At 69.4% G+C, this 15,828-nt stretch carries 10 protein-coding genes and 1 pseudogene; 10 read left to right on the forward strand and 1 reads right to left on the reverse strand.

What is annotated here, in order from left to right:
- The 10 genes and pseudogenes from VGS97_RS21400 to VGS97_RS21450 all read left to right on the forward strand — a co-directional run.
- Positions 1-3,124: KR domain-containing protein (locus VGS97_RS21400; RefSeq protein ID WP_326855396.1), on the forward strand; the 3,124-nt coding region annotated here is incomplete at its 5' end.
- Positions 3,125-3,126: 2 nt separating this feature from the next.
- On the forward strand, positions 3,127-4,317 hold the full coding sequence (locus VGS97_RS21405) for a hypothetical protein (protein WP_326855397.1): 1,191 nt from the start codon (positions 3,127-3,129) through the stop codon (positions 4,315-4,317).
- Positions 4,314-6,233 carry an FAD-dependent oxidoreductase gene (locus VGS97_RS21410; RefSeq protein ID WP_326855398.1) on the forward strand — a complete coding sequence of 640 codons (1,920 nt, stop codon included), beginning with the start codon at positions 4,314-4,316 and terminating at the stop codon, positions 6,231-6,233. Before VGS97_RS21405 ends, VGS97_RS21410 begins: the two co-directional genes overlap by 4 nt.
- Positions 6,234-6,299: 66 nt before the next feature.
- A complete protein-coding gene (locus VGS97_RS21415; RefSeq protein WP_326855399.1) occupies positions 6,300-7,280 on the forward strand; it encodes an NAD(P)-binding domain-containing protein in 981 nt (326 codons plus the stop codon).
- A gap of 8 nt (positions 7,281-7,288) precedes the next feature.
- Entirely contained in the window at positions 7,289-8,689 is a 1,401-nt protein-coding gene (locus VGS97_RS21420) for an aminotransferase (RefSeq protein WP_326855400.1), read from the forward strand.
- Positions 8,690-8,760: 71 nt separating this feature from the next.
- Complete coding sequence (locus VGS97_RS21425; protein ID WP_326855401.1) at positions 8,761-10,179, forward strand: diaminopimelate decarboxylase; 1,419 nt, start codon at positions 8,761-8,763, stop codon at positions 10,177-10,179.
- A gap of 49 nt (positions 10,180-10,228) precedes the next feature.
- On the forward strand, positions 10,229-11,134 hold the full coding sequence (locus VGS97_RS21430) for a hypothetical protein (protein ID WP_326855402.1): 906 nt from the start codon (positions 10,229-10,231) through the stop codon (positions 11,132-11,134).
- Positions 11,135-11,180: 46 nt separating this feature from the next.
- Positions 11,181-12,236 carry a TauD/TfdA family dioxygenase gene (locus VGS97_RS21435; protein ID WP_326855403.1) on the forward strand — a complete coding sequence of 352 codons (1,056 nt, stop codon included), beginning with the start codon at positions 11,181-11,183 and terminating at the stop codon, positions 12,234-12,236.
- Positions 12,237-12,280: 44 nt separating this feature from the next.
- Positions 12,281-13,463: pseudogene (locus VGS97_RS21440) on the forward strand (phosphoserine transaminase).
- A 70-nt stretch (positions 13,464-13,533) separates the two neighbouring features.
- On the forward strand, positions 13,534-14,331 hold the full coding sequence (locus VGS97_RS21450; protein WP_326855406.1) for an inositol monophosphatase family protein: 798 nt from the start codon (positions 13,534-13,536) through the stop codon (positions 14,329-14,331).
- A gap of 40 nt (positions 14,332-14,371) precedes the next feature.
- Here VGS97_RS21450 and VGS97_RS21455 read toward each other — a convergent pair whose 3' ends face one another.
- Complete coding sequence (locus tag VGS97_RS21455; RefSeq protein WP_326855407.1) at positions 14,372-15,733, reverse strand: glutamate-cysteine ligase family protein; 1,362 nt, start codon at positions 15,731-15,733, stop codon at positions 14,372-14,374.
- Between the last annotated feature and the right edge of the window lie 95 nt (positions 15,734-15,828).

Below are 15,828 nucleotides of genomic sequence, written 5' to 3' on the forward strand. Positions count from 1 at the left end.
CCCCGGCGGCATGCTCGCGGTCGTCGGTGCCGAGGACCGGCTGACCGAGTGGCTGCGCGGCCGGGACGGGATCTGGCTCGCCGCGCAGAACGCCCCCGGACGGGTCGTGCTGTCGGGGACCGCTGCCGCCCTTCGCGACGCCGAGCGAGACCTGGCGCCGATGGGGTTCACCTGCCGAAGCGTCCCGGTCTCCCATCCGTTCCACAGCCCCCTGATGGAACCGGTCGCCCGGCGGCTCGACGCGGCGGCGGCCGATCTCCCCGCCCGCGCGCCTTCCGTGCCGATGGCGACCAACGTGACCGGTTCGTGGCTCGACGCCGGCTATCGGCCGCAGACCCACTGGAGCAGCCAGGCGACTTCGGCCGTGCGCTGGCGCGACTGCGTCGAGACGCTGCTCAAATGGGAGCCCGACGTCATCCTGGAGGTCGGCCCCGGCCGGGTCCTCACCGGTTTCGCGGCGAAGTGCCTGGAGGCGGCGGAAGGTGACAGGCCTCTGCTTCTGGCCGGCATGCCGCGAGCGAAGGAGTCCGACGCCCACGCCGAGGCGGACCTGCTCGCCGCGATCGGCGAGCTGTGGTGCAGCGGCGTCGATCTCGACTTCGCCGCGTTCCACGACGGCGAACCGGGAACGGCGCGGGACGCGGCGGTGCGCAGCCGCGTACCCACGTACAGCTTCGACCGGACCAGCTATTGGGCCAGACCGGAGGCCTCGCCCTACGTCGATCCCGAACCGAGGACCGAGCGGACATTGTCCGGCGCCGTCGCCGGCAACGCCGTGGCCCGGACCCTCGTGCGTTTCGTCGACAAGCCGCACGCGCGCACGAAGCTTTACTGCTTCCCCTACGCGGGCGGATCGTCCGAGGCGTTCCGGTCGTGGGCCCATGCGGCGGCGCAATGGCTCGACATCGTCGCGGTGGAGCTGCCCGGCCGCGGCGGCCGAGCAGCTGAGGCCCTCCCGGCGGACGAGCGCGGAGACAAGGCCGTGCTGGACGCGTTGGCCGCGGCGATCCGCGAGGACGCCGGCTCGTCCGACGTGGCCTTCTGCGGCCTGAGCTTCGGTGCTTCGGTCATCCTGGATCTGCTCGGCGACCAACTTGCCGATTGGAGCAGCGGCGGCCGTATCGCGGCCGTCTCGATCGTCGGCCGGGCACCTTTCGACTCGGGGTCCGCTCGCACGCAGCAACCGGTTGAGAGCTTGCTGATGGCTCCCGACGAGCTGCGAGCCGACGAAACGTGGACGCGCGACGTCCTGCCCCTGCTGGAAGCAGACCTCGCATTCGACTCCCGGTCGGAATCGCGGATCGTGGGACGCCGGGAACGCGACGGGGCCGGGGTCGTGCGATGTCCTCTCCAAGTGCACTGCGGGCTCGAAGACGCTTCTTTTCCCAGTGCAGCAGCGGGGGAGTGGTCCGCCGTCACCACGAGTCCGGTCGTCGAGATCGACCCGCACCCGGGACAGCACGACTTCATGCTGCACCAGCGTGACCGCATCCTGACTCAGATCACCGCCTTCCTGGGCCGCTTGGACCCGCGGGATCCGGGCGACCGTCACCGGCTGCACGAGCTGCGTTGGGTTCCGGTCGCAGCCGCACAGCCCGCCGCGTCCGGACGGATCCCCTGGATCGACTTCGGCGACGCCGGGCCGGCCGCGTCGGCCCGCTTCCTGCGCGAGGCCCTCGACAACGCGGCCTCTACCGCCGCCGTGGTCTGTCGGCCCCGCCCGGACCTGGCGCCGGACCGGTACTGCGCCGACCTCCTCGAACTGCTCAAAGCCCTCGTGACCGCCGAGGCGCGGGGCACGCTGGCGTTCCTGCTGCCGGCCGACGATCGCAGCGGACTGGCAGCAGGTCTGACACGATCGCTCGACCACGAGGAGCCGGGCCTGCTGACGCGGCGCATCCACTGTGCTGACTTGAATGCGACCGAATGGCGTACGCAGGGCGCCGAGCGCGACTCCGCGAGGATCGACGGCCTGATCCAGAAGGCTGAATCTCACGGCCCGGAATCCGACCTTCTCATCCGGCAGGGCATCGCTTTCGGCAGGCGTCTGATCCCGGCGTTCCTGCCGGAACTCCCGTCGGGAACCCTCGGCGGCTCGACCGGCAGCTATCTGATCACCGGAGGTACCGGCGGCCTTGGCCGCGTGCTCGCGGACTGGCTGCTCCACGCCCAGGGCGTGGAACCCTCCCGGGTGATCCTCTCGGGGCGGCAGAGTCCTTCCGACGACCATGGCGCCGTACGCTTCCTGGACCTGGATTTCACCCGTCCGGTAGACACCGATGCACTGGCCGCCCGCACCGGTCCGCTTGCCGGCGTCTTCCACCTGGCCGGCGCCCTCGACGACGGCGTGTTGCGCAACCTCGACGGATCGCGCCTCCCAGCGGTGCTCGCGCCGAAGCTCGCGCTGGCGCCGCTGACGGACCTGGGCCGCAAGACCGGCGCACCCTGGATCGTCGCGTTCTCATCCATCAGCGCGTTGTTCGGCGCTGCGGGCCAAGCCAATTACGCCGCCGCCAACGCGTGGATGGACGCGTATGCGATGTGGCCGCCTCCAGGCCCCGGGCCAGCAGTCGTCGCGATCGACTGGGGCACCTGGGGCGAGACCGGGATGGCCGCCCGCAACGAGAAGGCCATGCGGGCAGCGCGCGCAGACGCGGAGACGCCGCTGGCGTCCGGCATGGCGCTGGCCCTGCTCGGGAAGGTGGTGTCGGCCTTGCTGTCGGGAAGTACCGCGGGGCGCAACTACGCCATCTGCGATATCGACCGCCACCACGCAGCCAGGGCCGGTGCGCTGTTCGCGGCCGACGGGCTCGTGCCAGATCCGCTGCGGCTTCTTTCGGAACCGCCTGGACACGGTCTGTCGGGGGTTGCCTCCGACGGCGGGGCTCCGCGTGACGCGGAAGGTGGGGGTGGCGCGGAAGACGGAATCCGTGACTTCCTGGACGCCTACGTCCACCAGTGGGACGAATCGAGGCGGCTGTCCGACCTGGGTCTTGACTCGCTCGATTTCGCCCGGATCCGGGCCGACTTCACCCGCCGGTTCGGCAAGGACGTGCCGATGGCGCAGATCGCGAAGCCCGACCAGCGGCTCGGCGACCTCTACACACTGCTGTCGGAGTCGTGACCATGCACACGACAGTGCCGCACGGGAACAGGGAAGCGGCGGCTGCCGCCGCCGAGAGAATGCCTGCCGCAACCGCGCCGGCCGGGCAGGCCGAGCGGATCCGCGACGAGATCGACCGGCGCCTGATTCCCGTGCTGCGGGACCTCGTCGCGGGCCGGCCCGCGCGCGAAGCCGACCTCGACGTGCTCGCCGCGGCGATCCGTGACGACCCGGTCCGGCAGGTGTTCGCTCCCGCCGCCGGGCCGCAATCCACCCGTTCGGCGGCGGTGGAAGACGCCAAGCTGGTGCGAATGGTGTGGGAAACGTTCGCCCCGTGGTGGCGCTCGTACTTCCCCGGCGCGGTGGACCTGGACCGGCCCATGGCCGACCTCTGGCGGCTCTACCTGCCGCTCGCCCAGTGGATCGTGCGCGAACGACGCAGGCGGCGGCCCGACGGACTGTTCGTGGTCGGATTCAACGGGAGTCCGGGCGCGGGCAAGACGGTCCTGACGAACGCCCTCGCGACCGTGCTCGACCGCCTGCTCGATCCGCGGGCCGACGGCCGCGCGGTCGCCCGAAGCGGCGACGACTGGTACCTCGGCAAGCGCGACCGGGAACCGCTGCGCAGCCGCGGTTACGATCCGGGCCGGCCGACCGTCACGAACCGCTCGCTGCCCGGGACGCACGATCTGGCCTGGCTGGAACGGAACCTCGGCGAGATGGAGCGCAGCACCCCCGGCAGCCGGATCCGGATGGGCGACTTCGACAAGCGGGCCGACGAACAGGCGCCCGGCCCCGGCTTCGAGGTGCGCGGCAGGGTCGGGGTGTTCCTGTTCGACCTCTGGTTCGCCGGGGCCGAGACCGACGTCGACCCGGCGCTGCTCCCGGCGGGCCTGCGGCGCGAGGTCGCGGTCCACCTCGCGCACTGGCGCGCGGTGTTCGCCCGTCTGGATGCGCTGTGGGCGTTCGGCTGGCCGCCGTTCGAGCAGATGGTGCGTGATCGCGAGGCCCAGGAGCTTCTCGTCGCCCGGCGCCGCGGCACGCGCGGCATGGACGGCGAGGACATCAGGGCCTTCATGTCCTACATGATCGAACAGGGCTGGGACTGGCGCACGACGTCGCCGGTCGCGCCGGACCGGGCGGTCACCTTCCACGCCCGGCGCGACGGCGGCCACCGGGTGGTCGAACTACGAAAAGGAGGAAGAGCACAGTGAGGCGTCCCAAGGGGTCGTCCCCGTCCGTACCGCAGTCCTGGTCGTTCGCGATGACGGACGTCGTCCGGCAGTACCGCGACCTGGTAGCGCAGCAGGAGAGCGGCGGCGGATTCGTGCACGACGCCCTGATCGCGGGCGGCGGCGCGGCCGGCGCCGGCGTCCTGCGGGATCTCGCCTCGCGCGGCAACGCCAGCGCCCTGCTGGTCGACCGCGGCCCGTTCGGCGGTGAGACGTCGAGCAAGACCGGCAAGGCGATCCACCCGGGGATCCGGTACTTCAGAATGGCCTTCCACCGCACGCTGCTCGCCTTCCACCTGCGCCGGGACCCCAAGATCAAGCAGACCTTCGCGCAGAACCTGCGCGGAGCCTGGCTCGACCTGAAGCTGGTCTGGTACGGGACCAGGGAACGCAAGATCCTGATCGAGACCACCGCGGGCACCGTCGAGGAGATCCCGAACATCGTCTTCGTCCTGCCGGACAGCCCGGAGAAGAAGTGGGCCGTGTTCCTCGGGATCTCCCTGTACGACCTGTTCACGGCTCTGTGGGCGTGGTTCGGCGGGGCGCCGCGGTTCAGCCGTGTCCGCCTTTTCGGCAGCAGGCGGGCCCTGGCCGGGGAACTGCCGCACATGGACGCGCAGGACGTGCTCGGCGGGATCCTGTACTGGGACGGCAAGGCCAACAACGACAAGATCCTGGTGCTCAAGGCCATCCGCGACGCCTACTTCCGCAGCACCGCACAGCACCCGATCCGCGCCATGAGCCATGTCGAGGTGGTGGATTACGCCTGGGAGCAGGGCGACGGCGCCGAATCCGGGCACTTCACCGTCACGCTGGCCCGGCGCTTCGAGCACGACGAGCTGCCGGAGACGGTGACCGTCCGCGCGCGCACCATCGCCAATGCCGCAGGCCCCTGGCTGGACGAGGTCCGCAACCGCACTTCGCGGCCGGACGGCAAGAAGACGGTCGTGTACTCCCGCGGCACACATCTGGAGGTCACCAACCGCTTCATCCACGAGAGCCTGTCGGCGGATCCGCGGCTGCGGGTGGGACTCGTACCGCTCAACGAGGAGCGCCAGCACTACCTGCGACCCTTCCACCAGCACGGTCTGTGGTACATCCAGCTGACCACCACGGACCGCGCGCAGACCGACCCGGATCTCGTCGTCCCGGTGCAGGACGAGTTCGAGGAACTGCTGGACTGCTACAACGAACTCGTCGAGGACCGCTGGAAGGTCGGGCGCCGGGACATCTTCAACGTGTTCTGCGGTATCCGGCCGCTGGCCTCCGGCGACGGCGGCGAGATCTCGGTGAAGGACATCTCCCGCATGTTCCGGATCACCCGCCGCCCGGTCGGCGCGGGGGTGGTGTTCGACATGGTCAACGTCAAGCTCACCGAGTTCCGGTGGGCCGGACGAGCGGTCGGCGACCAGATCGCGGCGCAGCTGCGCGAGCAGAACGGCCCGAGGCTGGGCGCTTCGACCACGCGGCGGATGCCGTTCCTCGTCGTCCCCGGCGAGCTGCGCTTCGCCCCCCAGACGGCCGATGACGCCCGTGAAGACCGGGGTTTCCTGCGCGAGAAGGTCCGGCACTACGTGCTGCACCAGATGGCCGGCGGTCTACAGGACTACCTGCTGAACTCCGGCGGAATCCGGGACGTCGTCGTGTTCGACGACGCCGGCCGCTGCACCCTCGACCTGGAGGCGCTGGACCTCGTGCTCGACGAGATGTCCGAGCGGCTGGGCTGGGACGGGCAGCGGCGCCGGGCCGAATGGCTGAGGTTCACGGAGGTCTACTGCCGCAACCTGGCGTACGCCGACCTCGGCGGCCTGCTGCGGGACCGCGAACCGGCCGGCGCCTCCCTCGGGACGCGGTACGCCGACACCGCGGCGGACCGCGCGACCGACACCACAGCCTGAACCGCAGCTTGAACCACCTTCCGCGACGTTTCCCCGCGGCCCTGTTCCAAGGATGAGGGGGTCCACGTGTATTTCGAGAAGGATGCGAGCCCGAGCGACATCGAAGGCGAGACCGTGGCCGTCATCGGCTACGGCATCCAGGGCAAGGCGTTCGCCGCCAACCTCCGGGACAGCGGCGTGCGCGTCGTCGTGGGCAACCGCGACGACGAGTACCGCGACGCCGCGCTGGCGGACGGCTTCGACCCGCGACCGATCGCCGAAGCCGCAAGACAGGCATCGATCATCATCCTGCTGATTCCGGACGAGGCGCACGCGGAGGTCTACGACTCGCAGATCGCGCCGCACCTCGCCGAGGGGGACCTGTTCGTCCTGGCCCACGGGTTCTCGCTGCGCTACCGGCGGATCGAACTGCCGGCGCACGCGGACGCCGCGCTGCTGGCCCCGAAGATGTTCGGCAAGCCGATCCGGGCCAGATACCTGGAGGGTTCCGGGGCGCTCGCGTTCGTCGACGTCGTGCAGGACCCGTCGGGCAGGGCGCTGCGGCGGGTCCTGGGCATCGCGCAGGCCCTGGGCTTCACCCGCTTCGGCGTCATGCCGGTGTCCGTGGCCACCGAGACCGAGCTGGACCTGTTCCAGGAGCAGTTCCTGACCCCGCTGCTGCTCGACGCGTTCCGCGTCGCGTTCGAGGTGCTGGTGGAGGGCGGCTGCGACCCCGTCGCGTCCCTGCTGGACATGTACGCGTCCGGTGAGATGGCCGAGATGCTGGTCGAGTGCGCCTCGGCCGGCCTGTACGAGGTCGTCGAGCAGCAGGGCTCTCCGACGTGCCGCGTCGGCGTCCAGCGCTACCTGGGCACGCTGCTCGGCGACGAGGTCAAGGCCTCGGGCCGGCGGATCCTGGCGGACATCAGGGACGGCGGGTTCGTCGAGTCCCTGTCGGCCGAGGCCGCGTCGGGATACCCGAGCCTCGACGCCTACAAGGCGGCCTACCTGGCGAGCGACGTCACCAGGACTCATGACCGGTACCGGACCATCGTCAGCGCGGGGTGAGGAGAATCGTGCGACTTGAGACGGAAGTCGAACGCCGGGGCCGCTCGTCCGTGCAGAAGGACGCGCGCCACGTACTGCATCCGTGGGCGGACCTTTCCAGCGTCGGCGCCGAGAACTCGCTCATCGTGCGCGAGGCGCACGGGGTCGAGGTCGTCGACCACCGGGGAAGGCGATATCTCGACGCCATCGGCGGCATGTGGTGCGTGACGGTCGGCTACGGCCGCGAAGAACTCATCGATGCCATGCAGGCACAGGCGCGCATGATGCCGTACTACACGCCGTTCGGCGATGTAACCAACGAACCGGCGACTGAACTCGCGGCGTTGCTGGCCGAGTTGTCCCCCGGGGATCTGAACCGCGTCCATTTCACGACCGGCGGATCCACCGCCGTCGAGTCGGCGATACGCATCGCGCACCTGTATTACGGGAGCCAGGGACGTCCTGAGAAGCACCATGTCCTCTCACGCGTGGACGCCTATCACGGCAGCACATACCTGGCGGCATCGTTGAGCGGCAAGGACGCGGACCGCACGAGCTTCCATTACGAGAGCACGTGGGTGCACCACCTACAGAGCCCGCGCTACGACCCCGACCACTCCCCGGTGTCCGCGGCCGAACGCCTGTCCGAGCTGATCGGGGAGATGGAGGCGGCCATCGCCGGCATCGGCGCCGAGAACATCGCCTGCTTCATCGCCGAGCCCATCCTGGCCTCGGGCGGGGTGCTGACCCCGCCGCCGGGATACCACGCGGCCACCGCGGAAGTGTGCCGCCGCAACGACATCCTCTACATCAGCGACGAGATCGTCACCGGCTTCGGCAGGCTCGGCCACTTCTTCGCCTCGGAGGTGAAGTTCGGCGTCGTCCCGGACATGATCGTCACCGCGAAGGGGCTGACCTCGGGCTACCAGCCGCTGGGCGCCGTGCTGATCTCGGACCGGGTCGCGGCGGCGCTCGTCGAAGCCGCCGACCCGGCCAAACCGGTGTTCTCCAACGGTTTCACCTACTCGGGTCACCCGGTCGCCTGCGCGACGGCCATCGCGAACATCGAGGTGATGAAGGGGGACGACATCTGCGGGCACGTGCGCGGGGTCGGCCCGTACTTCGTCGAGCGGCTGCGCGAACTGCGCACGTCGCCGATCGTCTACACGGTCCGCGGCGATCACCTCATGGCCTGTGTGGAGTGCCAGGTCCCCGGCGAGGTCGGGCCCACGCCGCGCAACATGGCACTCGCGGCGCGGGTCGACGCGTACTGCGAGGAGGCGGGGCTGCTCGTGCGTCCCTACGAGAACCTCTGCATCATGTCGCCGCCGCTGATCATCACCAAGGGCGAGATCGACCGGATCGCCGCCATCATGGCCGACGCGCTCGCCCGGGCCGAGCGCGAGCTGAACGCGCGTGAGTCCGGGTGACGACGAACACGCCCGCGCGACACGCCGATCACGGGGCGTGGACGGCGGGAGACGGGCTCGGAGGTGACGGCGTGACGAAGTCCGCACGAGCGCTCGACTGCCGGGGGCTGACCGAGGCGCTGACCGTTCTGCGCATCAAGCAGGCGCTCAGTGTCGGCCGCCAGGTGTCGGACGCGCCATTGCCCGTCCTGATCGGCACCGATTGCGACGGGACGAGGATCTTGAACGCTTTGGGCGACTCCGCCGCGCGTGTCCGGTACGTCGAGGCAGACGGATCACAGGTCACCCACGCGGCGCCTTGGTGGGAGCGGGCCGACTTGTGTTACGACGCAGGCCGGCTGCGCCTCGGCGGGACGGACCTGGACCGGATCGCCGGGCAAGTGGGCACGCCGGCATACGTGGTACGCGCGGACCGCGTTCGCGAGAACGTCGAGCGCCTTGCCGCGGCGTTGGCCTCCGCGGGCCTCGACTACCGGATCTACTACGCGATCAAGGCCAACCGGTCACCCGCGCTGCTGGCGTATCTGCGTGCCAGAGGCCTCTGCGGAGTCGACGTCTGCTCTACGCGCGAACTGCTGCATGTGCTGGGCTGCGGGTTCCCGGTCGAACTGATCTCCTTCACCGGTACCTCGCTCTCCGGCCGGGACATCGCCACCCTCGCCGGATTCCCGGACCTGCGGGTCAATCTCGACTCGCTGTCCGCGCTGGACCGGCTGGGACAGGCCGGCCCGGACCGGGAGGTCGGCCTGCGGATCAACCCCGCGGTCGGCGTCGGCTACCAGAACGACGACCGCCTGTCCTACAGCGGCCAGGAGACCACGAAATTCGGCATCTACCTTGAGCATGCCGAGGAGGCGAAAGCCATCGCGCAACGGCACGGTCTGCGGGTCACCCGCCTCCACTTCCACGTCGGCTGCGGATTCCTGGACGGCCAGCTCGACCAGCTGGAAGCCGCGCTCGACGCCGCCGACCGGTTCACCGGGCTCTTCCCGGAGCTGACCGAGATCAACGTCGGCGGAGGGCTCGGCGTGCCGCACACCCCCGCCGACAAGCCGCTGGACCTGGGCCGCTGGGCCGCCGCGGTCGCGCGCAGGTTCGCCGGGCGCGGCCTGGCCGTGGCGGTCGAGCCGGGGGACTACCTGGTGAAGGACGCCGGTCTGATCCTCACCAGCGTCACCTACGTCGAGCGGCGCCGGGACGTGCTGTTCGCGGGTCTGGACGCGGGATTCAACCTGGCGATGGAGCCGGCCTTCTACGGACTGCCGGCCGAACCGGTGCCCGTGGTGCCGCGCTGGGACGAGGGCACGGAGACGTACACCGTCGTCGGCAACATCAACGAGGCGCTCGACAAGTGGGCGGTGCGGCACCGGATGACCCGCCTGCGGGAAGGCGACCGGGTCGCCCTGATCAATTCCGGGGGCTACGCCGCGTCGATGAGCTCAGAGCACTGCCTGCGGGGTGACGCGGGAGAAATCCTGCTGATCGATTAGGAACGATGCGAGGCCGCCGTCCGACCGACCTGTCGAAAGGTAACCCGTCATGCGACTGGGCGACGCCCCGCAGTGGGCGCATGCCGAGCCGGATCTCGCCGGCTCCGTCCCGAGCTTCGCCTTCGATCCCGCCGATCCGTGGACGGCGACCTTCCAAGCCGGGCTGGAACGGGCGGAACTGCGCGGCCGGCGTGTGTACGAGGTCGGCGTCGGCAGCGGCACCAACGTCCTGTTCATGCTGCGCGCATGCGACGCGTCGATGGTGTTCGGCAGCGACCTGGACCCCCGGCTGGCAGCGGTGGCCAGGACCTTCGTCGCACAGCGCGCGCCGGCCCTGACGGACCGGTTCCGCCCGATCGACGGCCCGGTGAGCCTCATCGACGCCCCCGTGGCCCGGGCCACGATGGCCGAGACGGACGTCGTCGTGGGCTGTCTTCCCCAGGTGCCCGACCCGCAGGAGGCCGCTTCCGCGAAGTTCCGGCTCGCCCACCTGACTGCGGCGGACGCCGGGCGGCAGCTGGAAGACCGCCTTGCGCACTACTACCCGTGGGAACAGTTCGACGAGCACCCGTTCAACGCGGTCGGCCTCGGACTGATCGAGGCGCTGCTGACCAGTGTCAGAGCGTACGCTCCGCAGGCCGAGGTGATCCTCATCCTGGGCTGCCGGATCGGCAGGGACGCCCTGACCCGGCTGTTCCGCTCGAACGGCTACCACGCGCAGGAACTCGCGTCGCGCATCGTGCGGCAGCACGCGCGCACCGACATCTCGTTCTTCGCGGCGCTGGAGGCGGCGATGCGGGGGACCGGCTACGAGCGCGACTTCGTGTGCGAGTTCTACGCCGACGAGGCGGGCCGGCTCGCCATCTCCGCGAGCGAGGCGAGCGAGCGGCTCAACGCGGATCCGGCCCAGCCGGTGTTCCACGAGGTCTGCGTCCTTCGCGGCCGCCGCGCCTGAAATCGCCGGATCCCCATGGTCAGGATGTGAATGACGAGATGAAGCGGTGACCACGAACCCGAGTGCAGCGGCGCCGGACTTCCGCCGGATCGGCGACGAGCCGCCCTTCCACGTCTCCGTGCGCGGCCGCCCGTTCCTGGCGGGCTCCGGCCACACCGGTTTCCCGGAGAGCATCCGCGACGCGGGCGGCATGATCCCGGTCCTGGAAACCGAGCAGGCGAACGTCCCGCTCCCCGAGCTGGTCGCCTCCGTCAGGCGCGTGCTCGACGACGAGTTGTCCGCCTCCGGCGGAGTCGTGCTGCGCGGTCTGCCCATCACCGGCAAGCCGGCCTTCGAAAGCCTGCTGGCGCAGCTCGGCTACCCGAGCCACGGCTACCGCGGCGGCATCGCCGTCCGCAAGCGCGACCCCGGCCTGGCGCTCGAAGCCAGCAGCGAGGACCATCGCATCACGCTGTCGCCGCACAACGAGATGGCCTATCTCCCCGCCTATCCGCGACGGATCTTCTTCTTCTGCGACGTCGCCGCGCGACAGGGGGGAGAGGTTCCGGTCAACGACATCCGCGAGGCGGTGAAGGGCATCCCGGCGGACGTGCTGAAGGAGTTCCGCGAGCGCGGCATCCGATACCACCGCAGTCTGCCGCAGGTGTCGTCCGACCACGAGATGGGGTGGGTCGACACCTTCGGCACGGATGACCGTGCGCGAGTCGAAGAGCACATGACAGCATCCGGCTACGACTATACGTGGACTAACAGCGGCGGACTTCGCTACTCATACCGGTGGAGCGCGTTCGTCCCGCACCCCGACACCGGTGAAGAGCTCTGGTTCAACCAGGTGACCGAACTGCACTGCTCCTACTGGCGGGCGCACCCCGGATTCCGCCCCGACCTCCCGGACGAGGACTATCCGGCGACCACCACGTACGGCGACGGAACCGCGATCGACGGCGACCTGATCTCCTTCCTGCGCGGTGCGCTGTGGCGCACGACGCGGGCCGTGCGGATGCGAAAGGGCGATGTGCTGGTGCTGGACAACCAGGTGTTGCAGCACGGGCGCTTCGCCTACGAGGGCACGCGGCGGCACTTTGTCGGCCTGGCCCGTTGATATCCAGGCCGAATCCGATGACGAAACCGATGACGAAACCCGTGATGACGACGAAACCGGTGGCGAAGCCCGCGCGTCCGTGGTTCTCCTCCGGTCCCTGCGCCAAGAAGCCCGGATGGGACGTCGGCGAGGTCAAAGACGCCTTCGTCGGCCGCCTGTTCCGTCATCCCGACGGGCAGGCCAGGCTGCGAGCCGTGATCGAGCAGTCCAAGGAGATCCTGGGACTGCCGGCGGACTACCGGGTGGCCATCGTGCCCGGCTCCGACACCGGCGCGATCGAAATGGCCATGTGGAACCTGCTCGGCCACCGGGCGGTGGAGGTGTGCTGCTGGGAGAACTTCGGGTTCACCTGGCTCGCCGACGTCGTCGCCCAGCTCAGGATTCCCGACGTGACCGTCCACAGTGCCGAACGGTACGGGCAGCTGCCGGACCTCGACCGTGTCGACTTCGCCAAGGACGTCGTCTTCACCTGGAACGGGACGACGTCCGGGGTCCGCGTCCCGGACGGCGAATGGATCCCCGCGGACCGCGCCGGCCTCACGATCTGCGACGCCACGTCGGCGGTGTTCGGGATGCCGGTCGACTTCGCAAAGCTGGACGTCGTGACCTGGTCGTGGCAGAAGGCACTGGGCGGCGAGGGGGCGCACGGCATGCTCGCGCTGTCCCCGGCCGCCGTCGAGCGCCTGGTGACGTTCCGCCCCGACCGTCCGCTGCCGAAGGTGTTCCGCCTGACCCGGGACGCAGCCGGGGGCGGGGACGGTGTGCTGCTCGACGGGCTCTTCGACGGCTTCACCATCAACACCCCCTCCATGCTCGCCGTCGAGGACGCGAGAGTGGCCCCTGGACTGGTGCCAGGAGATCGGCGGCCTTCCCGCCCTCCTCGCGAGGTCGCAGCGCAACCTCGACGTCATCGCGCGCTGGGTACACGCGAACCCACACGTCGAGTTCCTGGCCGAGGACCCGAGTACGATCTCGTCGACGAGCATCTGCCTGAAGTTCCGCCACGACCTGTTCGAGCGGCTGACCCACGACCGGCAGGCCGACTTCGTGCATCGCGTGTGCCACCGGATCGAGCAGAATGACGCCGGCTACGACCTCGCCTCGCATCGGCAGGCCCCGCCCGGAATCCGGATCTGGGGCGGCCCGACCGTGGACGCGGCCGATATCGAGGCCCTACTGCCCTGGGTCGACTGGGCCTTCGCCGAGACCCTTGAGGAATTCACCTAGATATCCCGACATCCGCCGACCAGCCGAACCTCCTCGGCCTCCACACGAACGGGGCCCCACCATGCCCACCATGCGAGACGAATCCGCCGACTCGTTGATCGCCTTCGCGCAACGCCTCGCCGACGAGAGCCGAGGCCTCTTCCGGAAGGCGGCCTCGGAAGCCACCCGCCCCGAGATCAAGGCGGACCGCAGCTTCGTCACCGAACTGGACCGCGCCATAGAGTCCAGGCTGCGCGAACTGATCGCGGACGCCTACCCGGACCACGGCGTCCTGGGTGAGGAGTTCGGGTCGCACGGACTGGGCGCGGACCTGACGTGGGTTCTCGACCCGGTTGACGGAACGGCGCCCTTCATCGCCGGAATCCCGGTCTACGGCACCCTGATCGGGGTGAGCCGATTGGGCCGCCCGTGGCTCGGCGTCCTCGACTACCCGGCGACCGACGACCGCTGGGTGGGGGTCGCCACGCTGTACGCGAAACGCAACGGCACGCCGATCCGAACCAGGCGCTGCCCCGACCCGGCGGCCGCGCTGATGACGTGTTCGAACCCTGACTTCTTCGCCGCCGACGAGTACCAGGCCCTGGCGCGTGTCCGCGACGAAGTCAGTTACACACTCTACGGAGCAAGTTCCTTCGCGCACGCACTGCTGGCGAGCGGGAAAGTGGACGTGTCCGTCGACTGCGGCCTCAAGCACTATGACGTATTCGCCCCGGCCGCGGTCATAAGCGGCGCCGGCGGCGTGATGACTGACTGGTCAGGCGCCGAACTGAGCCTTAACACATCATCCGGCCAAACCCTGGCGTCCGGCGATCCCAAGACACACCAGGCAACATTGAACCTGCTGAAGTCGCCGGAGCCGTCGGCCTGAAGCTCTTGTGCACACCGCGACACCGGCAGTTCCCGGTTTTCTAGATCCGGTACGCCTCGACAAAACGTTTCGCCGACCCGTCGAAATCTCCCTGCCAGCGAGCCGCACAGATCTGCGCGAACGTCCTGCCCGACGCCGCGATTTCATGCAGCGGATCGAGATAAGAAACGACGCGGTGATCCTCGCGCCCTTCGCTGGCCAGCGCTCGCAAGCCGATATCCGCCAGCCCCAGCAGTTCGAAGGCGTACTCCTGCACGGGGCGGCCGGCCAGCTCACATCCGAGACCGGCCCCGGCGATCCCGTCGAGCGCTTCAAGATGCTGTTCGTACTTGACGCCCTGGAGTAGTTCGATCGCCGCGAGCCGAGAAGGCCGATGATATGTGAGGCCGGTCCAGAAGGCCGGCACGGTTTGCAGCGCCGAGAAGGGCGGTCCGTCGACGGCACGCACCTCCAGCGTCTCGCGCAGCCTGACGTCGAGATAGATCTGCGACAGGTGCGCGGACCAGTCTCGGGCTTTCGGCACCGACCCGTCGCCGAAGCCGGTTTCGAGAAGCGACCGGAAAGGGCGCGCAGGCGCAGCTCCCTTACTCCCGTCGGGAAGGCTCCGGTAAATCATCGGCAAGCCGAGCGCCCAATCGATGAACCGATCCGTCGTGAAATCGCTCGACAGCATGATCGGATTGATCCGCGACCGATTCGGATCCACCCGAGCCCAGTACTTCATGCGCTGCGACATGCCGCCGGTCAGGCCGCCGTCCTCCAGTGGGGAGTTGACGAAGAGCGCCGAGGCCGGCGTGCTGGCCATGGCCTGCATTCGAATCTTCTCGATCATGTCGGCCTCTGACGTGTAGTCGAAAGTGGCCTGCACGCTCAAGGCCCGCGACATGACGTCGACACCGTGCTTTCCCAGATCGCCGACGCTCGCGAAGTGTCGCCACATGATGGGGATCCGGCTGTGCGGAACCCACTGAACCTGCTCTGCCCTGGTGAACGGATAGTTCGCTCCGGGCACGATCGCGATGTTCAGTTCCCGGGCGGTCTCGGCCAGTTGCCGAAGGGTCGATCGCGTCGCGCCCACGGCGTCCACGACGCTCTGCGCAGGAGGCGCGGAGTACTCCACCGCGCCTCCGTGTTCGAGCGAGACGGTCCCGCCGCGGGGCAATGCGAAACCGACCAGATTCCCGTTCTCGTAGCTCGGCGCGTCGCTGCCGAACTCGTCCAGCAGCCGGTACAGCAGGGCCTCGATCCCTGAATTCCCATGGTAGGAAATGCTCTGGCCCGTCTCGGGATCGAGCGCCGCCACCTCCACCTCGATGCCGATCAGCTCGGCCCCGCCGAACCGGGTGAAGGGCGAACGCAGATCCTCCCGGGAAAGCGAAGACTCCGGGCCAGTGCTGCACATGTTCACTCCGCCTTCCTCCGGCGACCGAAATTCAATTCTATCGGCTTTTCAAAGCCGGCCCCGCTCGGCGAGCTGTCGACACTCCAAGTTTTTTC

It is taken from the genome of Actinocrinis sp. (genome assembly GCF_035946395.1).
Classification (GTDB): domain Bacteria; phylum Actinomycetota; class Actinomycetes; order Streptomycetales; family Catenulisporaceae; genus Actinocrinis.

What these genes read in the sequence shown, in the direction of transcription:
- VGS97_RS21455 (WP_326855407.1), bottom strand. Translation starts at nt 15,733, where the DNA reads ATGTGCAGCACTGGCCCGGAGTCTTCGCTTTCCCGGGAGGATCTGCGT.
- VGS97_RS21450 (WP_326855406.1), top strand. Translation starts at nt 13,534, where the DNA reads ATGCGAGACGAATCCGCCGACTCGTTGATCGCCTTCGCGCAACGCCTC.
- VGS97_RS21430 (WP_326855402.1), top strand. Translation starts at nt 10,229, where the DNA reads ATGCGACTGGGCGACGCCCCGCAGTGGGCGCATGCCGAGCCGGATCTC.
- VGS97_RS21405 (WP_326855397.1), top strand. Translation starts at nt 3,127, where the DNA reads ATGCACACGACAGTGCCGCACGGGAACAGGGAAGCGGCGGCTGCCGCC.